The organism is Bordetella pseudohinzii (genome assembly GCF_000657795.2).
Taxonomy (GTDB): domain Bacteria; phylum Pseudomonadota; class Gammaproteobacteria; order Burkholderiales; family Burkholderiaceae_B; genus Bordetella; species Bordetella pseudohinzii.
Genome location: NZ_JHEP02000010.1, coordinates 177359 through 197655 on the forward strand (window position 1 = coordinate 177359; position 20297 = coordinate 197655).

14 protein-coding genes are annotated in these 20297 nt (G+C 65.2%); 11 read left to right on the forward strand and 3 right to left on the reverse strand.

Annotated elements, in window-relative coordinates:
- The first annotated feature begins 166 nt into the window (after positions 1 to 166).
- The 3 genes from aceE to lpdA are packed head-to-tail and all read left to right on the forward strand — an operon-like array spanning position 167 to position 6304.
- Positions 167 to 2878, forward strand: coding sequence for a pyruvate dehydrogenase (acetyl-transferring), homodimeric type (aceE, locus tag L540_RS14360; RefSeq protein WP_043208418.1), 2712 nt, complete (start codon positions 167 to 169; stop codon positions 2876 to 2878).
- Between the two features lie 12 nt (positions 2879 to 2890).
- The gene (gene aceF, locus L540_RS14365; protein ID WP_043208420.1) at positions 2891 to 4522 is read left to right on the forward strand and encodes a dihydrolipoyllysine-residue acetyltransferase; all 1632 of its coding nucleotides are present in this window, start codon (positions 2891 to 2893) and stop codon (positions 4520 to 4522) included.
- A gap of 15 nt (positions 4523 to 4537) precedes the next feature.
- Positions 4538 to 6304, forward strand: a complete 1767-nt coding sequence (gene lpdA / locus L540_RS14370; RefSeq protein WP_043208422.1) for a dihydrolipoyl dehydrogenase — start codon at positions 4538 to 4540, stop codon at positions 6302 to 6304.
- 135 nt (positions 6305 to 6439) lie between these two features.
- Here lpdA and L540_RS21250 read toward each other — a convergent pair whose 3' ends face one another.
- The 3 genes from L540_RS21250 to L540_RS14385 all read right to left on the reverse strand — a co-directional run bounded on the left by L540_RS21250 (position 6440) and on the right by L540_RS14385 (position 12873).
- Positions 6440 to 10711: an FkbM family methyltransferase gene (locus tag L540_RS21250; RefSeq protein WP_053073222.1), complete on the reverse strand. Its 4272-nt coding sequence runs from the start codon at positions 10709 to 10711 to the stop codon at positions 6440 to 6442.
- A 160-nt stretch (positions 10712 to 10871) separates the two neighbouring features.
- Complete coding sequence (locus L540_RS14380) at positions 10872 to 11939, reverse strand: flagellin FliC (protein WP_043208510.1); 1068 nt, start codon at positions 11937 to 11939, stop codon at positions 10872 to 10874.
- Between the two features lie 190 nt (positions 11940 to 12129).
- Positions 12130 to 12873, reverse strand: coding sequence for an RNA polymerase sigma factor FliA (locus L540_RS14385; RefSeq protein WP_043208424.1), 744 nt, complete (start codon positions 12871 to 12873; stop codon positions 12130 to 12132).
- Positions 12874 to 13294: 421 nt separating this feature from the next.
- Between L540_RS14385 and flhD the strand changes: the two genes are divergently transcribed.
- The 8 genes from flhD to L540_RS14425 all read left to right on the forward strand — a co-directional run.
- A complete protein-coding gene (flhD, locus tag L540_RS14390; RefSeq protein ID WP_043208426.1) occupies positions 13295 to 13618 on the forward strand; it encodes a flagellar transcriptional regulator FlhD in 324 nt (107 codons plus the stop codon).
- A 29-nt stretch (positions 13619 to 13647) separates the two neighbouring features.
- The gene (flhC, locus tag L540_RS14395) at positions 13648 to 14220 is read left to right on the forward strand and encodes a flagellar transcriptional regulator FlhC (protein ID WP_043208428.1); all 573 of its coding nucleotides are present in this window, start codon (positions 13648 to 13650) and stop codon (positions 14218 to 14220) included.
- A gap of 234 nt (positions 14221 to 14454) precedes the next feature.
- Positions 14455 to 15330, forward strand: a complete 876-nt coding sequence (gene motA / locus L540_RS14400) for a flagellar motor stator protein MotA (RefSeq protein ID WP_043208429.1) — start codon at positions 14455 to 14457, stop codon at positions 15328 to 15330.
- Between the two features lie 13 nt (positions 15331 to 15343).
- The gene (motB, locus tag L540_RS14405; protein ID WP_048026454.1) at positions 15344 to 16288 is read left to right on the forward strand and encodes a flagellar motor protein MotB; all 945 of its coding nucleotides are present in this window, start codon (positions 15344 to 15346) and stop codon (positions 16286 to 16288) included.
- A gap of 8 nt (positions 16289 to 16296) precedes the next feature.
- Entirely contained in the window at positions 16297 to 16677 is a 381-nt protein-coding gene (locus L540_RS14410) for a response regulator (RefSeq protein WP_043208432.1), read from the forward strand.
- A gap of 48 nt (positions 16678 to 16725) precedes the next feature.
- On the forward strand, positions 16726 to 18759 hold the full coding sequence (gene cheA, locus L540_RS14415; RefSeq protein WP_043208434.1) for a chemotaxis protein CheA: 2034 nt from the start codon (positions 16726 to 16728) through the stop codon (positions 18757 to 18759).
- 13 nt (positions 18760 to 18772) lie between these two features.
- Entirely contained in the window at positions 18773 to 19276 is a 504-nt protein-coding gene (gene cheW, locus L540_RS14420) for a chemotaxis protein CheW (RefSeq protein ID WP_043208437.1), read from the forward strand.
- Positions 19277 to 19330: 54 nt separating this feature from the next.
- Positions 19331 to 20297: Tar ligand binding domain-containing protein (locus L540_RS14425; protein WP_048026456.1), on the forward strand; the 967-nt coding region annotated here is incomplete at its 3' end.

A 20297-nucleotide genomic window follows, 5' to 3' on the forward strand; every position in this document is an offset into this window, starting at 1 on the left:
CCGCAACATGAAATTTTTCTTGCTCCGAGCTAACCTAGCTACTTAGAATGCGCGCTTCGATGGTTGGCGTCCCCGATTCAGTCGGCGGCGTCGGCACGCATAAACTTCTGTACCCCGCTTACCCATGACGGGGTGTGGTCCAAGAAACCTCATCAGGAGACACACGATGTCCTCTCCCGCTCTGGCCGGCGGCCTTCTGGCCGCCAACGACGAAGACACCCAAGAAACCCAGGAATGGCTGGAAGCCCTGGCCGCCGTCCTCGATCGCGAAGGTCCGCAGCGCGCGCACTATTTGCTGGAGCGTCTGATCGATGAGGCCCGCCGTTCGGGCGCCCACATCCCGTTTTCGCCGAACACGGCCTATGTGAACACCATCCCGCCGGGCCTGGAGCCCGCGCACCCGGGCAATCTGGAGCTGGAATCGCGCATTCGCTCCTATGTCCGCTGGAACGCCATGGCGATGGTGGTCAAGGCCAACAAGCATAACCCGCCCGATGGCGGCGACCTGGGCGGCCATATCGCCTCCTTCGCCTCGCTGGCCACCATGATCGGCTGCGGCCAGAACCACTTCTGGCACGCCGAGAACGAGAACCACGGCGGCGACCTGGTCTATTTCCAGGGCCATACCTCGCCCGGCATGTACGGCCGCGCCTATCTCGAAGGCCGCCTGACCGAAGAGCAGCTGAACCACTTCCGCCAGGAAGTCGACGGCAAGGGCCTGTCCTCCTATCCGCATCCCAAGCTGATGCCGGATTTCTGGCAGTTCCCGACCGTGTCCATGGGCCTGGGCCCGCTGATGGCCATCTACCAGGCCCGCTTCCTGAAGTATCTGCACGCCCGCGGCATCGCCGACACGAGCAAGCGCAAGGTGTGGGTATTCTGCGGCGACGGCGAAATGGACGAGCCGGAGTCGCTGGGCGCCATCGCCCTGGCGGCCCGCGAGAAACTCGACAACCTGATCTTCGTGATCAATTGCAACCTGCAGCGCCTGGACGGCCCGGTGCGCGGCAACGGCAAGATCATCCAGGAACTGGAAGGCGACTTCCGCGGTTCGGGCTGGAACGTGATCAAGCTGATCTGGGGCGGTTACTGGGATCCGCTGCTGGCGCACGACAAGGAAGGCATCCTGCGCAAGATCATGGAAGAAACCGTCGACGGCGAGTACCAGGCGTACAAGGCCAATGACGGCAAGTTCGTGCGCGAGCATTTCTTCGGCAAGCACCCCAAGCTGCTCGAGGCCGTGGCCCGCATGAGCGACGAGGACATCTGGCGCCTGAACCGCGGCGGCCATGATCCGCACAAGGTCTACGCCGCCTTCGACGCGGCCTCGCGTCACGAGGGCCAGCCCACCGTCATCCTGGCCAAGACCATCAAGGGCTATGGCATGGGCCACGTGGGCCAGGCCAAGAACCCGACGCACCAGCAGAAAAAGCTGGAGCTGGATTCCATCCGCGAATTCCGCGACCGCTTCGCCATCCCCATCCCGGACGACCAGCTCGAGAAGCTGCCGTACTTCAAGCCGGCCGAAGATTCGCCGGAAATGAAATACCTGCACGAGCGCCGCCAGGCCCTGGGCGGCTATCTGCCCAAGCGCCGCCAGAAGGCCGACGAGCAGCTGACCGTGCCCGCGCTGGACGCCTTCAAGGCCGTGCTGGAACCCACCGCCGAAGGGCGTGAGATCTCCACCACCCAGGCCTTTGTCCGCGTGCTCAACCAGGTCCTGCGCGACAAGCAGATCGGTCCGCGCGTGGTGCCCATCCTGGCCGACGAATCGCGCACCTTCGGCATGGAAGGCCTGTTCCGTCAGATCGGCATCTACGCGCCGGAAGGCCAGAAGTACGTGCCGGTCGACAAGGACCAGGTCATGTACTACAAGGAAGCGGCCGACGGCCAGCTCCTGCAAGAAGGCATCAACGAAGCGGGCGCCATGAGCTCCTGGATCGCGGCGGCCACGTCGTACTCCACCAACAACCGCATCATGGTGCCGTTCTACATCTATTACTCGATGTTCGGCTTCCAGCGCGTGGGCGACCTGGCCTGGGCGGCTGGCGACATGCAGGCCCGCGGCTTCCTGCTGGGCGGCACGGCCGGCCGGACCACGCTCAACGGCGAGGGCCTGCAGCACGAGGACGGCCATAGCCACATCCTGGCCTCGACCATCCCGAACTGCGTCTCCTATGATCCGACCTTCGCCCACGAGCTGGCCGTGATCATCCAGCATGGCCTCAAGCGCATGGTGGAAGACCAGGAGAATGTGTATTACTACCTGACGGTGATGAACGAGAACTACGCCCAGCCGGGCCTGAAGGCGGGCGACGAAGAGGGCATCATCAAGGGCATGTACAAGCTGCAGTCCAAGGGCAATGCCAAGGCCAAGGCCCGCGTGCAGCTCATGGGCTCGGGCACCATCCTGCGCGAAGTGATGGCCGCCCAGGACCTGCTCGAAGCCGATTGGGGCGTGGCCTCCGACGTCTGGAGCGTGACCAGCTTCACCGAGCTGCGCCGCAATGGCCTGGACGCCGAACGCTTCAACATGCTGCATCCGGAAGCGCCGGCCCAGCTGCCCTATGTGACCGAGCAGCTGGCTTCGACCGAGGGCCCCATCATCGCCTCGACCGACTACATGAAGCTGTTTGCCGACCAGATCCGCCCCTTCATGCCCAAGGGCCGCGAATACAAGGTGCTGGGCACGGACGGTTTCGGCCGCTCGGACTTCCGCAGCAAGCTGCGCGAGCACTTCGAGATCGATCGTCATTTCGTGGTCGTGGCCGCGCTCAAGGCGCTGGCCGACGAAGGCAAGGTGCCGGCCGCCAAGGTCGCCGAGGCGATCAAAAAGTACGGCATCAACCCGAACAAAGCCAACCCGCAATACGCCTGAGGGTAGACAGAGATGAGCAATATCGTGGAAATCAAGGTTCCCGACATCGGCGACTTCAAGGAGGTGGAAGTCATCGAGGTGCTGGTGGCCCCGGGCGATACCATCAAGGCCGAGCAAAGCCTGATCACGGTTGAGTCCGACAAGGCCTCGATGGAGATTCCCGCCTCGCAGGGCGGCGTGGTCAAGGCCGTCAAGATCCAGGTCGGCGACAAGGTCGCCGAGGGCAGCGTGATCCTGGAGCTCGAAGCGGCTGGCGCCGCCGAGGCGCCCGCGGCCAAGCCTGCCAAGGCCAAGGCCGAGGCGCCCAAGCAGGAGCCGGCCAAGGCCGAGGCGCCCGCCGCGCCGGCTGCCGCCAGCGGCCCGGTGGACGTCACCGTGCCCGATATCGGCGACTTCAAGGATGTCGAAGTCATCGAAGTGCTCGTGGCCGTGGGCGACACCATCAAGGCCGAGCAAAGCCTGATCACCGTCGAGTCCGACAAGGCCTCGATGGAAATCCCCGCCAGCACCGGCGGCGTGGTCAAGGCCGTCAAGGTCAAGGTGGGCGACCGCATCAACAAGGGCGACGCGATCCTGGTGGTCGAGGGCGGCGCGGCCGCGCCGGCCCAGGCCGCCGCGGCGCCCGCGCCCAAGGCCGAGGCGCCCGCCGCTTCGGCTGCCCCCGCTGCCCCCGCGCCGGCCCAGCGGCCTTCGCCCACGCAAGCCCTGCAGGATCCGGATCTCAAGCCGGGCCAGCTGCCGCATGCTTCGCCCTCGGTGCGCAAGTTCGCGCGCGAGCTCGGCGTGAACCTGTCGCGCGTGTCCGGCAGCGGTCCCAAGGGCCGCATCGTGATCGAGGACGTGCGCGGCTACGTGAAAAACGCCCTGGCGGCCGCGCCGGCGGCGGCCCAGGGGTCGGCCGATGGCGCGGCCCTGGGCCTGCTGCCCTGGCCCAAGGTGGACTTCACCAAGTTCGGTCCCATCGACGCCAAGCCCCTGTCGCGCATCAAGAAGATCTCCGGCGCCAACCTGCACCGCAACTGGGTCATGATCCCGCACGTCACCAACAATGACGAAGCGGACATCACCGAGCTCGAAGCCCTGCGCGTGCAGCTCAACAAAGAAAACGAGAAATCGGGCGTGAAGGTCACCATGCTGGCCTTCGTCATCAAGGCCGTGGTCGCGGCCCTGAAGAAATTCCCCGAGTTCAATGCCTCGCTGGACGGCGACAACCTGGTCTACAAGCAGTACTACCACATCGGCTTTGCCGCCGATACGCCCAATGGGCTGGTGGTGCCGGTGGTGCGCGACGCCGACAAGAAGGGCATCATCGAACTGGCCCGCGAGACCGCCGAGCTGGCCAAGAAGGCGCGCGACGGCAAGGTGTCCCCGGCCGACATGCAGGGCGGCTGCTTCTCGATCTCGTCGCTGGGCGGCATCGGCGGCACGCATTTCACGCCCATCATCAACGCGCCGGAAGTCGCCATTCTCGGCCTGTCGCGCTCCTTCCAGAAGCCGGTGTGGGATGGCAAGCAGTTCCTGCCGCGCCTGACGCTGCCGCTGTCGCTGTCCTATGACCACCGCGTCATCGACGGCGCGTCCGCCGCGCGCTTTAACGCCTATCTCGGCCAGCTGCTGGCTGATTTCCGCCGCATCGCGCTGTAAGCGCCCGGAGAGACGATGAGCAATCTCAAGCAGATCCAGATCCCGGACATCGGCGACTTCAAGGAAGTGGAAGTCATCGAAGTGCTGGTCGCCGAGGGCGACACCATCAAGGCCGAGCAAAGCCTGATCACCGTCGAGTCCGACAAGGCCTCGATGGAGATCCCGGCCTCCGAGGGCGGCGTGGTCAAGTCGCTCAAGGTCAAGGTTGGCGACAAGGTGGCCGAAGGCTCGGTCATCCTCGAAGTCGAAGCCGGCGCGGATGCGCCCAAGGCCGAGGCGCCCAAGAGCGCGGCGCCCAAGGCCGAAGCCCCCAAGGCCGAGGCTCCCAAGGCCGCGGCGCCGGCCGCCGCCTCCTATGGCGGCTCGGCCGACCTGGAGTGCGATGTCCTGGTGCTGGGCGCGGGCCCGGGCGGCTATTCGGCCGCCTTCCGCGCGGCCGACCTGGGCTTGTCGACGGTGCTGGTGGAGCGCTACGCCACCCTGGGCGGCGTGTGCCTGAACGTGGGCTGCATCCCGTCCAAGGCGCTGCTGCACAATGCCGCCGTCATCGACGAGGCGCGCGCCCTGGCCGCGCACGGCATCAGCTTCGGCGAGCCCAAGATCGACCTGGACAAGCTGCGCGGCTACAAGGACAGCGTGGTGGCCAAGCTGACCGGCGGCCTGGCCGGCATGGCCCGCGCGCGCAAGGTCACCGTGGTCACGGGCGTGGGCGAGTTCGCCGACCCCCACCACCTGACGGTCAAGACCGCCGAGGGCAAGATCCAGACCATACGCTTCAAGAACGCCATCATCGCCGCCGGCAGCCAGTCGGTGAAGCTGCCCTTCCTGCCGCAGGACGAGCGCATCGTCGATTCGACCGGCGCGCTGCAGCTGCGCGAGATCCCCAAGAAGATGCTCATCATCGGCGGGGGCATCATCGGCCTGGAAATGGGCACGGTCTACTCCACGCTGGGCGCGCGCCTGGACGTGGTGGAAATGCTCGACGGCCTGATGCAGGGCGCCGACCGCGACCTGGTCAAGGTCTGGCAAAAGATGAACGCCGGGCGCTTTGACAACATCATGCTGAAGACCAAGACCGTGGGCGCCGAGGCGCGCGCCGACGGCATCTACGTCAGCTTTGAAGGCGAGGGCGCGCCCAAGGAGCCGCAGCGCTACGATCTGGTGCTCCAGGCCGTGGGCCGCAGCCCCAACGGCAAGAAGATCGCCGCCGACAAGGCGGGCGTGGCCGTGACCGACCGGGGCTTTATCGAGGTCGATCGCCAGATGCGCACCAATGTGCCGCACATCTTCGCCATCGGCGACATCGTGGGCCAGCCCATGCTGGCGCATAAGGCCGTGCACGAAGGCCATGTGGCCGCCGAAGCCGCCGCCGGCCAGAAGTCCTTCTTCGACGCCCGCGTCATTCCCTCGGTGGCCTACACCGATCCCGAAGTGGCCTGGGTGGGCCTGACCGAAGACGAAGCCAAGAAGCAGGGCATCAAGGTCGAGAAGGGCCTCTTCCCCTGGGCCGCCTCGGGCCGCGCCATCGCCAATGGCCGCGACGAAGGCTTCACCAAGCTGCTCTTTGACGCCGAAACCCATCGCATCCTGGGCGGCGGCATCGTGGGCACGCACGCGGGCGACCTGATCAGCGAAATCGCGCTGGCCATCGAAATGGGCGCCGACGTGGTGGATATCGCCAAGACCATCCACCCGCACCCGACCCTGGGCGAATCCGTCGGCATGGCCGCCGAAGTCGCCGAAGGCGTGTGCACCGACCTGCCGCCGCAACGCAAGAAGTAATCGGTACCGGCAAGACGACAAAGCCGCCCCATCGGGGCGGCTTTGTCATTGGGCGAGGGCTGGCGCGCCATGCATCGGTATTCCTTGTGCGCCCCGATCGCGGGGCAAGGATGCACTGGCGCCAGTTGAGAACGTCTAGTCGCAGGCAAAGAGATAGGTGGCGGTCGCGTTGAATCGATTCAGCACGCGGTAGCCCATGGGTTCGAGATAGTTCCTCAGGGAAGCGAGTTCCGCTTCAGTGGCCGCCTCGGCGTAAATCATTGGCCGTTGCGATTTCAACAACAGGCCGGCTCCCCGGAGGACGTCGAGCTCCATTCCTTCGACGTCGATCTTGATCACCGAGACTTCGGGCGGGTTTTCAAGCTCATGCAGCAACTCGTCGAGCACTCGCACTTCGATGTCGCCCTCTGCGGCGAGATCGAGTTTGGTCATGCCGATATTGTTGGGATCGACCTGACCAAGCCGGGCGCGGCGGGCCTGTCTTCCCAGACCCACCGGAAAGGTCTTGACGCAGTCTTGCAGCGCATTGAGCGATACATTCCTGCGCAGCGTCTGATACACGGCAGGTTGGGGTTCAAACGACATGACCAAACCGGCTTGGCAGAACAGGCCAAAAAACACCGTATGGTTGCCGATGTTGGCGCCGATATCCAATATCACCGTGCCGGGCCTGACCCGCGCGGCAATGTCGAGCAACATCTGCAGTTCATAGAAGGATAGGCTGCTGCGGATGAAGCGCTGAATATGATCGTCCTTGTCAGGCAAGGCGAAGCGTACGGTTGTTTCTCTAAATTGAAAGGCGACAGGCAGGTTCTGGGTCAGAGCCTGAGCTTGAGCAGCGTTGAGACGGCCCGAGGGGAAACCATAGCGCGCCACCATTTTGGTGATCTGTGCGTCGTTTCCATGTTGCAACAGATTTTGATGCCACAAGGATTCGTCCTGACTGCCAGTCCATGTTTTCAGCGCCATTCGAGGGCCGACAACGCGCACGGTGCGACGCGCCAGCCGGATCATCCAGTAAAGCCAGACGTCATCGGCGGTCGGGCATAGGTCGGTGAATAGTTCCACCTTGCCGATATCAGCATGAAAGGCATGCGGAGGATAGAGCACGCCGGCCCCGGTGGTCGGGAAGAGCAATTCGGACGGGCTCGTCGAACCGCTGAACTCCCATTCCCAATTGGCATAGGGCAGGGGGCGCTTGCTTTTATCCAGCGCGATCTTGTGGGCGCGCCAGGCCACGATGACCTCAGGGCCGCTCCAGGCTGCGCACAGATCGCGCAGCCAGTGTTCCGGATAGCAGATATCGTCGTCCGCCGTGACGATGAAGGCCTCCGGCTCCTCGCACAGGGTGGGAACGATTTTCTTGTAAGACTTCAAATCCTCGCAATAGCGGATATCGATTCCTTGGGATGCGAGGGCCAATACGTCTGGCGGAAGCAGATTGCGCTCAGTTTCGGCAATCCACAGGATGATGCGATCCGCTTGCACAGATTGCCGCAATAGCGTTTCCAAGGTCTTGGGTAAGACCGCGAAGCGCTTTTGATAGGAAGTCAACGAGATGACCAGACGGCCCGGCAGCGAATGCCGGACCGCCGCCGGGCGCACGATGGCGGCCGGAACTGCGGGCCGCGCGTCCGTCGCGTCCGTCCTATCGCCCACGATGTCGTCCAGATAGGCTTGAGCCAACTGCGGATTGGATTCCTCGATCAGCCTGTAGGCGTAGTCATGCAGGCCATAGGCGGCGTGCATGATGAATGCCAGACGCATCTTCTCCGCGTCGTTCAACGCCCGGTTGGGGACATAGACCGCGTCGGCATAGAGCAGCAGCGAACCCTGGCCGGGGTCGAAGAGATCCCGGTCGCCGGGCAGGTAGTTGTGGTGGTGCTGGTTGCGCAGGCGCAGCAGCTGGAAGCCGCTTTCTTTCAGCAAGGGGCGCAAGGCGTCCAGGCTGGTCTGGCCCGCATGGCTTGCCACGAAGGGCACGCGCACCTGGACCGCCAGGGCGGTTTGCAGCGTGCGCCGCGCGCCGCGCAGAATGGCCGCGTTGTCGTGGCCCAGGGCCAGCACCAGCCAGTCCACCCGCTCCAGGCCCTGGACCTCGTCCAGGGGCACGGTGGCAATCGGCAGGGGCGCCAGCACTTTGGCGCCCGGGCGCCAGCAGGGCGGCAGTTCGTCGGCGGGCGCGGGCGGCAGCGTGCCGCTGAAGGCCGGGTCCAGGCAGGCGTGCAGGGTGGCGGGCAGGCCGTCGCCCAGGGCGATATGGCCGTGATAGCTCTGTATGGTCTGGGCGGCCAGCAGGGCGGCCGAATCGGCCAGCCGGGTGGCCGGATCGATGACCACGGTGTTCAGGGTCTTCAGGCGCGCCAGGCCGGCGAAATTCGGCTCGCTGGCCAGCAGGCCGCCATGGTCAAGGGCATGGATCTTGCCGGCCAGGCTGAAGTTGAAGCCGCGTTGGCCGGCGGCCGCCTCGGGATGGACGATGGCGCGCGGCGCGTCCTCGTCCTCGAACCAGAGCTGCCCCTCGGCCGTGAAGGCCAGGGCGGCGCGCGGCCGGCCCTCGGTATAGCGTTGCCAGATGCCGCGCAAGGCGTCGGCCAGGTGGCGGGCGAAGCGCGGCCCGTCGCATACCGGCGACTCCAGCAGCACGCGCCGCAGATGCTGGCGTATGTCGGCCAGCGCCTGGGCGTCGCCGGCCAGTTCCAGGCAGCGCGCGCGATAGCTGTCCCAGCTGTCGGTCACAAGCTCGGGCAGGCCGGCATTGGCCAGGTGGGTGGCCGAGTGCCGGCCCGCGAAGGTGGGGCCGGGCAGGGTGACCACGGGCACGCCCATCAACAGCGCTTCGCAGGTGGTCAGGCCGCCCGAATAGGGCCAGGGATCCAGGGCGATATCGACCTCGTGATAGGCCTTGAGCAAATCCAGGTGATTGGAATGGCCCTCCATGCGGATGCGCTCGGCGGCGATGCCGTGGCGTGCCAGGGCGTCCAGCACCCGCTGGCGCTTATGCTCGGCGCCGAAGGCCGCGCCCTTGAGGAAGAGGCGGGAATCCGGCAGCGCGTCCAGCAGCCGGGCCCATTCGGCCAGCAGGACGTCGTTGATCTTGGTCGGGTTGTTGAAGCAGCCGAAGGTGATATAGCCCTTGCTGGCCGAGGGCGGCGGTGCGCAATCGGGCAGCTGGGCGGGCGGCAGGTAGCAGATATAGTCGTCGGGCAGGCGTATCAGTTTTTCGGTATAGAGCGCGTCGCTGCCCGGCGGCGATTCTATGCTGTCGGTGATCAGATAGTCTATGGACTCCACGCCCGTGGTGTTGATCAGGCCGCCCACCCATTTGACGATGAGCGGCGCAGGCTCCATGGCGATGACCCGCATGCGCGTGCCGGCGTTAAAGCCCGACAGGTCGATGAGGATGTCGATGCCATCGTCGCGCAGGCGCTGGGCCAGCTCGGCGTCGCTGAAGCTGGCGATGGGCGTCCAGCGCTTGGCCAGCGCCATGATGCGCAGGGTGATGGGGTCTATCACGCCGCTGCTGCCATAGCAGTACAGCTCCAGGCCATATTGCGCCAGGTGTTCCAGGGCGGGCGTGATCATGGCGCCCACTGGATGCTGGCGAAAACCATCGGAAATCATGCCCACGCGCAGCACCCGGCCGGGCGAGAGATCGGCGGGCGCGGGCCGCGTGGTGGCGTTGCGCGGCGCGTATTGCCGGCCCCAGGCCCGGCACAGCCGCAGGATATCCTCGGGACGGCTCTCGGGCAGATAGTGGGCCAGGGTGATCTGGTTGGACAGCGGCACCGGGTCGACCTGGGTGAGCTCGGCCGCGCGCTGGTAGGAGCGGGCGGCGGCCTGCAGTTCGCCCAGATCGCGCTGGATATTGCCCAGATCGTTATAGAAGAGCGCCCGGCCTTGCGGCGCATGGGTGATCAGCCAGCGCGCCACTTGCAGCGCTTCGTCAAAGCGGTGACTGCGGTGCAAGGCCTGGCATTTGCGCTGCAGCGCCGGCGTATTGTCCGGCGCGACCGCCAGGATACGTTCGGCCAGCGTCAGCACCTGGGCATAATCGCTGCGCCCATTGGCCAGCTCCAGCAGGCCGTGCAAGGCCTCGATATTCCGCGGCTGCCGCTGCAGGACGTGATCGAAGGCCTGGACGGCGCGCTGGGGATTGCCGCGCTTGTGGTGCAGCCGGCCCAGCTCCAGCCAGGCCGGCGCGAAGTCCGGGTCCAGGCGCTGGCAGGCGGCCAGGGCCTCTTCGGCCAGGTCCAGCTGGCCGTCGGCCAGGTGGCGGCGCGCCAGGGCGTGCCAGGCCTGGGGGTCGCCGGGCCGCGTTTGCGTGGCCTTGAGCGCCTGTTCCAGGGCGGGAAGCGGGGAGGGAAGCGTCTTGACGGCGCTGCGTTTCGTGGCGTAGCGGGCCATACTCATAGCCTGATGGAGGGAGTGGGGCAGCTTACCCGGGCCGCGGCCAGCCCAATCCGGCGGTGAGCGCGGCAAAAAGGCCTTAATTGCGCAGCAAAAAAACCGGGGGACTTGCGTCCCCCGGTTTGCCGATCGCGGTCAGTTGCCGCGCGCCGCGGGCTTAGCGCAGCAGCGACAGCACCGTTTGCGGCACTTGGTTGGCCTGGGCCAGGACCGAGGTGCCAGCCTGTTGCAGGATCTGGTTCTTGGTCATGTTGGAGACTTCGGTCGCATAGTCCGAATCCTCGATGCGCGAACGCGCGGCCGACAGGTTGTTCACCGTGTTGTTGAGGTTGGCCACGGTGGATTCGAAGCGGTTCTGGATCGCGCCCAGGTCGCTGCGCAGGCTGTCCACCTTCTGCAGGGCGGTGTCGATGTCGGCCAGCGGGCTCAGGCCAACGGCGGACACGGACGCGGCCGAGATGGCGACGCTCGTCGAGATGCTGACGGAGACCGTAGCGGCGCCGGCGGAAGCCACCGACACGGAAGCAGCGTAGAAATCGCCCTTGTCGTCCTTGACGTAGTAGTTGCCGTCATTGCCCTTCAGGACGGCCTGCTCGTTGATGGAGGCGCCCGCGCCGGTGTAGGCGAACGTGGCGTTGGTGGCAGCGATGGTGGCGCCATCGGCAAAGCCACCGGCCTTGACGTTCTTGGCGATCTTGTTGACGTCCAGCGAATTCAGGCCCAGCGTGCCCTTGTCGATCTTGCTGAGGTTGATTTCGATGGTTTCGCTGTCATTGGCGCCGACCTGGATGGTCAGGGTCTGGTCGGAGGCCAGGACCTTCACGCCGTTGAACTGGGTCTGCGCCGACACGCGGTCGATTTCGTCCAGGCGCTGGGTGATTTCAGCCTGGATGGATTCCAGGTCGGTCTTGGAGTTCGTGCCGTTGGCGGCCTGCACCGTCAGTTCGCGGATGCGCTGCAGGTTGTTGTTGATTTCGTTCAGCGCGCCTTCCGTCGTCTGGGCGATGGAGATGCCGTCGTTGGCATTGCGCGCGGCCTGGGTCAGGCCCTTGATGTTGGCGGTGAAGCGGTTGGCGATGGCCTGGCCGGCGGCATCGTCCTTCGCGCTGTTGATGCGCAGGCCGGAGGACAGGCGCTCGATGGCGGTGCCCAGGGCCGATTGCGACTTGTTCAGGTTGTTGGTGGCAACCAGCGACAGATAGTTGGTGTTGATAACAGCAGCCATGAGTAGCTCCCAAGAGAGAAAGGCTTCTTCAAACTGGGCAGCGGGGCCGCCCATCATCTGCGGGGATGCGTCGTTGTGTTTGACGCCGCGCATCTCCCGCTGCCTGGATAACGTCCCCGCCTGGGGGATCTTTAGGGGCTTGCGGGCGAGTTACAACTTTTTTTTCGGCGCGGCCGAAAAGGGCGGGCGTTCAGATGACGTGGGACAGGAGCTGGGGCTCGGGCAGCTTGGCCCAGGCCATTTCCTGCAGGGAGGCGCGCAGGCGCGCGGTGGCCTGGGAGCGCAGCTGGCAGACGCGGGCTTCGGTGACGTTGAGCACGGCACCGATTTCCTTGAGATTGAGCCCCTGCTCGTAATAGAGGGAGAGCAGCAGCTGCTCGCGCTCGGGCAGGCGCTCGATGGCCTGGATGAGGCTGGCGCGCAGGTCGGAGGCGAGCAGGGCGTTGAGCGGATTGCTGCCGCCCTCGGCGCCGCCTTCCTGCCAATCGGCCTCGCCGGCTTCGCCTTCGCCGCCGATGTTCTCGTAATGCAGGATTTGTATGCCCTGGGCGTCCGAAAGCATGGACTGGTATTCGTCCAGGGGCAGGCCCAGTTCCTGGGCGATCTCGGTCTCGGTGGGCGGGCGCATCAGGCGTTGCTCCTGGCGCTGGATGGCGCCTTCGATGCGGCGGCTCTTGCTGCGCACGCTGCGCGGCAGCCAATCCTGGCTGCGCAGCTCGTCGAGCATGGCGCCCCGGATGCGGGCCGTGGCGTAGGTCTCGAACTGGGCGTCCGGCGTTTCCTGGTAACGGCGCACGGCATCGAGCAGGCCGATCATGCCGGCCTGGATCAGATCATCGAGCTGGACACTGGCCGGCAGGCGGGCAAGCAATTGCAGGGCCAGCTTGCGCACGAGCGGCGAGTATTGGACCAGGCTTTCTTCTGCGTTGGGCATTCAGGTCTAGACGACAGGTTCTTGCGGATGCAGGTCACATTGTTGCAGCGCTGCAACAGCCAGGAAGCGGGTGGTCAGGTTGCTGGACAGCCTTGTCCACCCGGGAATTGTCGACAAATCGCGGCGATTCATTCGGGTAAGTACGCAACGTTTTGAGCGTTTATTTACGAATTTGCGATGTAATATGCGCAACATCTGTAACAAATGTCGCCACGGTTTATGGAAATAATGAAAAAAATCAATGTTTAGTCATAAAAGTCATAGAAAATGACAGTGAACATGGTAAATTGCATGCAAATTGCGATCAACTGATACATTTCGCATTAAGACGAAAAAACAAGTCCGCGCACGGGTTTCGGGGGGTGCGGACTGGGCTGCGTGACCCCGACTGATGCCAATGTCTTAGTCACAGGAGTAAAAAGTGAACACTGCTGACAGTTCCTTGCTCGCGGACATCCGCGAGGTCAACCTGTCTTATCTGTTGTTGGCGCAGCGCATGCTGCGCGACGACTATGCAGCCTCCATGTTCCGCCTGGGTTTCAGCAATGAAGTGGCCGACATCCTGATGCGCTTGTCGCCCGCGCAACTGGTCAAGCTGGCCAGTTCCAGTTCTTTGCTGTGCCGTTTCCGTTTTGATGACTACAGCCTGCTGTCGGCCCTGACGCAGGATGTGCTGGGCGGCGCGCTCCAACAGGCGCACGCCACCATTCTGCTGGCCAAGCAGCCCGTCGAAGAGATCGCGTAAATGGGCTTGCGGAGCAAGGGAGAGGCGGCATGGCGATGAAGAGCGTCGCCCAGGAAGCCGATGAGATCCTGCTGGCCAGTTCCATGATCACGCTGGGCGCGCGGCTGCAGGTGCTGGAAGCCGAAACGGGCTTGAGCCACGACCGGCTGGCCCGTTTGTACCGCGAAATCCGCGGCTGCTCGCCGCCCAAGGGCATGCTGCCGTTCTCGGTGGACTGGTTCATGACCTGGCTGCCGAACATCCATTCCTCGCTGTTCTACAACGTGTTTTCGTTTCTGAACACGCGCACCAACAGCAAGGGCATACGGGCGGTCATCGACGCCTATCGCCTCTATCTCGAGCATGCCGCGGTGGACACCTCCGGGGCGCCCACGGCCGAGCCGGTGCTCAGTTTCACGCGGGCCTGGATGCTGGTGCGCTTCTTTGACAGCGGCATGCTGCAGTTGTCGGCCTGCCGCCAGTGCGGGGGGCATTTCATTGCCCATGCCCATGATCCCCAGGGCGATTTCGTGTGCGCGATCTGCCGTCCGCCGCCGCGCGCGGGCAAGACCCGGGCCGCTGCCCGGGCGCGCGCCGGCGCCCGGGCCTTGGCGGGGTCTTGATCGGGCCCATACGGCTTGCCGCCGGCGTCCTTAAGGGAGACCAAATACGTCAAAAGCCGCTGAATTCTCCCCGTAACCCGCGTTTTTGCGGCGGGGGAGCCGGGCGATCATTGGCGGTGTTTTTTCAATCGCCGGGCTGCTTCCGGGAGGGAACCGCCGCCCGGCAAGGGCGGCAGGCCCACGCGGTGGGCGCGGCGCATGGGCATTTTTTAGACTCGATGGCAGGGGCCTGATATGTTGGTAGTTATCGGATATGCGGTGGTCCTCATCGCAGTGGTCGGCAGTTTCATCGGGCTGGGCGGGCACATGGGCGCGCTCTACCAGCCCTTCGAATTGACGCTGATCGCCGGTGCCGCGATCGGCGCCTTTCTTGCCGGCAACAGCCGCAAGTCGCTCAACCTGGTGCGCCAGGCCATCCCCCGCGCCTTCAAGAGCGCTCCTTATAGCAAAGACCTGTACATGGAGCTGATGGCGCTCCTGTATGTGCTGCTGAACAAGGCCCGCCGCGAAGGCCTGATGGCGATCGAATCGCATATCGAGGATCCGCAGTCCAGCCCCATCTTCAACGAGTATCCGCGCATCATGAAGGATCCGAAGCTGATGGAATTCATCACGGACTATCTGCGCATCATGATCAGCGGCAATATGAGCTCCTTCGAGATCGAGACGCTGATGGACGAGGAGATCGAGACCTTCCGCCATGAGCGCGAGGTGCCGACCCATGCGCTGCAGCAGGTGGCAGATGCCCTGCCGGCCTTCGGCATCGTGGCCGCGGTGCTGGGCGTGATCAAGGCGCTGGCCGCGGTGGACCAGCCGCCCGCCGTGCTGGGCGATCTCATCTCCAAGGCCATGGTGGGGACCTTTCTGGGCGTGCTGCTGGCCTATGGCTTTGTCGCGCCGCTGGCCTCGCGCGTGGAGCGCCGCACCTCGGAGTCCGTCAAGGTGCTGGAGTGCATCAAGGTGACGCTGCTGGCCAGCATGAACGGCTATCCGCCCCAGCTGGCCGTGGAATTCGGCCGCAAGGTGCTGTTCTCGGCCGTGCGCCCCTCCTTCGGCGAGCTGGAAGAGCATGTGCGCCAGGCCAAGACCACGGCCACCGGCCGCGCCTAGAGGCGTTTGAATCATGAGCACGGTCAATAATCACCGCGTGGTGATCCGCCGCAAGCGCGCCGCCGCCAAGGCCCACCATGGCGGCAGCTGGAAGATCGCCTACGCGGACTTCATCACCGCGATGATGGCTTTCTTCCTGGTGATGTGGCTGATCAGCGTCGTGCCGCGCGAGGAACTCAAGGGCATTGCCGATTATTTCCGCATGCCGCTGCGCGTGGCGCTGACCGGCGGGCCCAGCTCCTCGGCCGAGACCAGCGCCATCCCCGGCGGCGGCGCCGATCCCTTGCGCGATTCGGGCGATGTGCGCCGCGCCGACGGCAACCGCGTCGAGGCCCAGCCCGATGCCGACCGGCGCGACCGCCAACGCCTGGAATCGCTCAAGCGGCGCCTGGAGTCGGTGATCGACAACAGCCCGGTGCTCAAGAGCTTCCGGCCGCAGCTGCTCCTGGACCTGACGACCGAGGGCCTGCGCATCCAGATCGTGGATAGCCAGAACCGGCCCATGTTCGCCACCGGCAGCGCCCAGGTCCAGCCCTATATGCGCGACATCCTGCGCGAATTGGGGCCGGTGCTCAACGAACTGCCCAACAAGCTGAGTATCGCGGGCCATACCGACGCGACCCAGTATGCGCGCGGCGAGCGCGCCTACAGCAACTGGGAGCTGTCGGCCGATCGGGCCAATGCGTCGCGCCAGGAACTGGTGGCCGGCGGCATGAACGAAGGCAAGGTCCTGCGGGTGCAGGGGCTGTCCTCCAGCATGAGCCTGGTTAAGGATGATCCTTATGCTGCCGTTAACCGGCGTATCAGCCTCGTGGTGCTCAATGAAAAAACGCAGCGCCGCATCGAGGCGGAGAACGCGGCCGCGGCCGATGTGTCCTCGCGCGACGCGCAGGACGTCGGGCGCGCCGTGACGGAACACAACCAGGGCCAGGGCGCGGGGGCACCCCGGCAGGAGTAACGACGGGTATGACGGCAACGATTCTGGTGGCGGACGACTCGGCAACGATGCGGATGATCGTCAAGGCGGCCCTGACTTCGGCCGGCTGGCAGGTGCTGACCGCCAGCAACGGGCAGGAGGCCCTGGAGGTGGCGCGCCAGCGTCCGGTGGACATGCTGGTCAGCGACTGGAATATGCCGGTCCTGGGCGGGCTGGGCCTGATACAGGGCCTGCGCGGCGAGCGCCGGTACGAGGACCTTCCCGTGCTGGTGCTCACGACCGAAGACGATGTGGACAGCAAGATGGCGGCCCGCGATCTCGGTGTCTGCGGGTGGCTGAACAAGCCGCTGGATCCCGAGACGCTGGTGGCGTTGACCTCGGAGCTGCTGGGCGAACCGCCCGGGTTGTAGGCGCGGGGCGGGCCCCCAAGGCAAGCACTTTAGAAAGGCATACCGTTCATGAGTTCAGGTCTGGACCTCAGTCAGTTCTACGAAACCTTCTTCGATGAGGCTGACGAGCTGCTCGCGCAGATGGAGCAGCTGTTGCTGGAGCTGGATGTCGGTGCGCCCGACATCGAACAGCTCAATGCGATTTTCCGCGCCGCGCATTCCATCAAGGGCGGCGCGGCGACCTTCGGCTGCTTTCAGAAGCTGGCCGAGACCACGCATTTGCTGGAAAACCTGCTGGACGCCATTCGGCGCGGCGAAATGCCGCTGCGCGCCGACATGGTGGATACTTTCTTGGAAGCCAAAGACGTGCTCAAAAGCCAACTGGACGCCTACCGCGCCTCCGAAGAGCCCGATGACGCCGTGTTCGAACGCATTTGCGCCGTCTTGCGCCAGCTGGCGCTCGAAGGCCATGGCGAGGCCGCGCCCGCGCCTGTCCCCGCCGCGCCTGCGCCCGTCGCCCCGGAGCCCGCTGCGCCCGCCGCGGAATCGGCGGCCGGCGATCTGCCGCTGCGCCTGCATATCCGCAAGATCTCCGACAAGGACGCCGCCGCCATCCAGGAAGAAATGGGCAACCTGGGCAAGGTGCTGGCGGCCGAGCGCAAGGACGAGACCCTGACGGTCTGGGTGCAGACCACCTGCTCGGCCGACGATATCGAAGCCGTGTGCTGCTTCATCATCGATGCCGACCAGATGGAGCTGCGCCGCGAAGCCGCGCCGGCGGGCGATGTGGTGGATGATTTCGCCCAGGCGGCGGCCGGTTTCAAGCCCGAGGCCAAGCCGGCCGCGCCGGCCGCCGAGCCGGCCAGAAGCCCCGCCGCGCCCAAGGCGGCCGCGCACCACGCCGACAAGGAATCGACCTCCATCCGCGTGGGAGTGGAAAAGGTCGACCAGATCATCAATCTGGTCGGCGAGCTGGTCATCACCCAGGCCATGCTGGCGCAGACGGCGTCCACGCTGGACCCGGTGCTGCATGACCGCCTGCTCAACGGCATGGAGCAGCTCGAGCGCAATGCGCGCGACCTGCAGGAAGCCGTCATGTCCATCCGCATGATGCCCATGGACTACGTCTTCAGCCGCTTCCCGCGCCTGGTGCGCGACATCGCCGGCAAGATGGGCAAGCAGATCGAGCTGCAGACCTATGGCCGCGCCACGGAGCTGGACAAGAGCCTGATCGAGCGCATCATCGATCCCTTGACGCACCTGGTGCGCAACAGCCTGGACCATGGCATCGAAACGCCCGAGAAGCGGGTGGCCGCGGGCAAGGACCCCGTCGGGCAGCTGGTGCTCTCGGCCCAGCATAACGGCGGCAACATCGTCATCGAAGTCAGCGACGATGGCGGCGGCCTGAGCCGCGAGCGCATCCTCAAGAAGGCCCTTTCGCAAGGCCTGGCGGTGAATGAAAACTCGCCCGACGAGGAAATCTGGCAATTGATTTTCGCGCCGGGCTTTTCCACCGCCGAGCAGGTGACCGATATTTCGGGCCGCGGCGTGGGCATGGATGTGGTGCGCCGCAATATCCAGGACATGGGCGGCCATGTGCAGCTCAGCAGCCAGCCGGGGCAGGGCACGACCACCCGCATCGTGCTGCCGCTGACGCTGGCCATCCTGGACGGCATGTCGGTGCGCGTGGGCGGCGAGACCTTCATCCTGCCGCTGAACCACGTCACGGAGTCGCTGCAGCCCCAGCAAGACCAGATCTACACGGTGGCCGGCAACGAGCGGGTCATGCATGTGCGCGGCGAGTACCTGCCCCTGGTCGAGATGCACCGCGTGTTCTCGGTGGGCCAGGCGCAGAGCGACCCCACCCAGGCCATCGCCGTCATCATGCAGGCCGAAGACCGCCGTTTCGCGCTGCTGGTCGACCACCTCGTGGGCCAGCACCAAGTGGTGGTGAAGAATCTCGAATCCAATTACCGCAAGGTGCCGGGCATCTCGGCCGCCACCATCCTGGGCGACGGCAGCGTGGCGCTGATCGTCGATGTGTTTGCCCTGGCTCGGGCCAACCGCGAGCGCTGGGCCCAGCCTGAAGCCATTCTGAATTGACGGAGAGCCAACCATGGCAGCCAAACCCGAATCCGCCCACAACCGCCGCGCCGAGGACACCGGCAGCGAATTCCTGGTCTTCACGCTGGGCTCGGAAGAGTACGGCATCGACATCCTCAAAGTGCAGGAAATCCGCGGTTATGACGCCGCCACGGTCACGCGCATCGCCAATGTGCCGCCCTTCATCAAGGGCGTGACCAATCTGCGCGGCATCATCGTGCCCATCGTCGATCTGCGTATCAAGTTCAACCTGGGCAGCGTGGAATACAACGAGCAGACCGTGGTCATCATCCTCAACCTGGATCGTCGCGTGGTCGGCATCGTGGTGGATGGCGTGTCCGATGTGCTCATGCTCAACACGGCCCAGATCCGCCCGGCGCCGGAGTTCGGCGCCACGCTGTCGACCGAGTACCTGACCGGCCTGGGCACGGTGGACGAGCGCATGCTCATCCTGGTGGATATCGAGCGGTTGATGACCAGCGACGAAATGGCGCTGGTCGAGAAAGCCGCGTCCTAGCGGGCGCGCCCAGGCGGGGGGCTTCCCGCCCTTACATCGCGGTTGAGGAGTGTTATGCGCAATTTTCTGGCGAATCTGTCGATACGCAGCAGCCTCTTGGGCGTGCTGGCCTTTTTTTCGCTGATGCTGGTCATTGGCGCGGCCTTGGGCGTGTTGTCGCTGCGTGTAAGCAACGGGACGCTGGAGGATATCCGCCAGACCCAGGCGATCACCGATTCCGTCGGGCGCATTGCCACCGCCGCCAAGGACACCGTGGAAGGCCTGGGCCGCGTGGGCGTGTCGCACTACGCGGAGATTGTCCGCGGTATCGGCCAGCCTTCCTTGCCGCAGGCGGGCCTGTCGCCCGAGGCGGCCGGTCTGCTGGAACGCGCCAAGGCGGCCTTGAACCGCGCGCAGGGCGAACTGGAGCATTTCCGCAAGCTGCCGCGTCCGGACAGCGCCCAGGAAAGCCTCAAGGAGGTCGAGGCCACCTATGAAGGGCTGGTGAGCCAGGCTTTCACGCCCATGATCGCCGCCCTGGCCCAGGGCGATATGGCGGCCTACCAGCAAGTGCTGTCCTCGCGGCTGGATGCGCTGGAGGCCCGTTTCGTGCTGGCCGTCGAGTCTTTCGATTTCTGGCGCGCGGGCGAATTCCTGGACGCCTATGACGTTGCCCAGAAGCGCTATGCCTTTGTGCTCATGGCCGTGGGCGCCGGCGGCGCGCTGGCGGCCCTGCTGGTCTTCATGACCTATGTCTTCCTGCGCCGGCGCGTGCTGCAGCCGCTGCGCGAGGCCGGCGGCCATTTCGACCGTATCGCCGGCGGGGATCTGACGGCGCGGGTGGAAGTGCGCAACAGCAATGAGATTGGCCAGCTGTTCGCCGCGCTCAAGCGCATGCAGGAAAGCCTGACGCGCACGGTGTCCTCGGTGCGCCGCGGCGTGGATGAAATCAATGTGGGCGCTGGCGAGATCGCCGCGGGCAATACCGATCTGTCCAGCCGCACCGAAGAGCAGGCCGCCTCGCTGGAAGAGACGGCCGCGT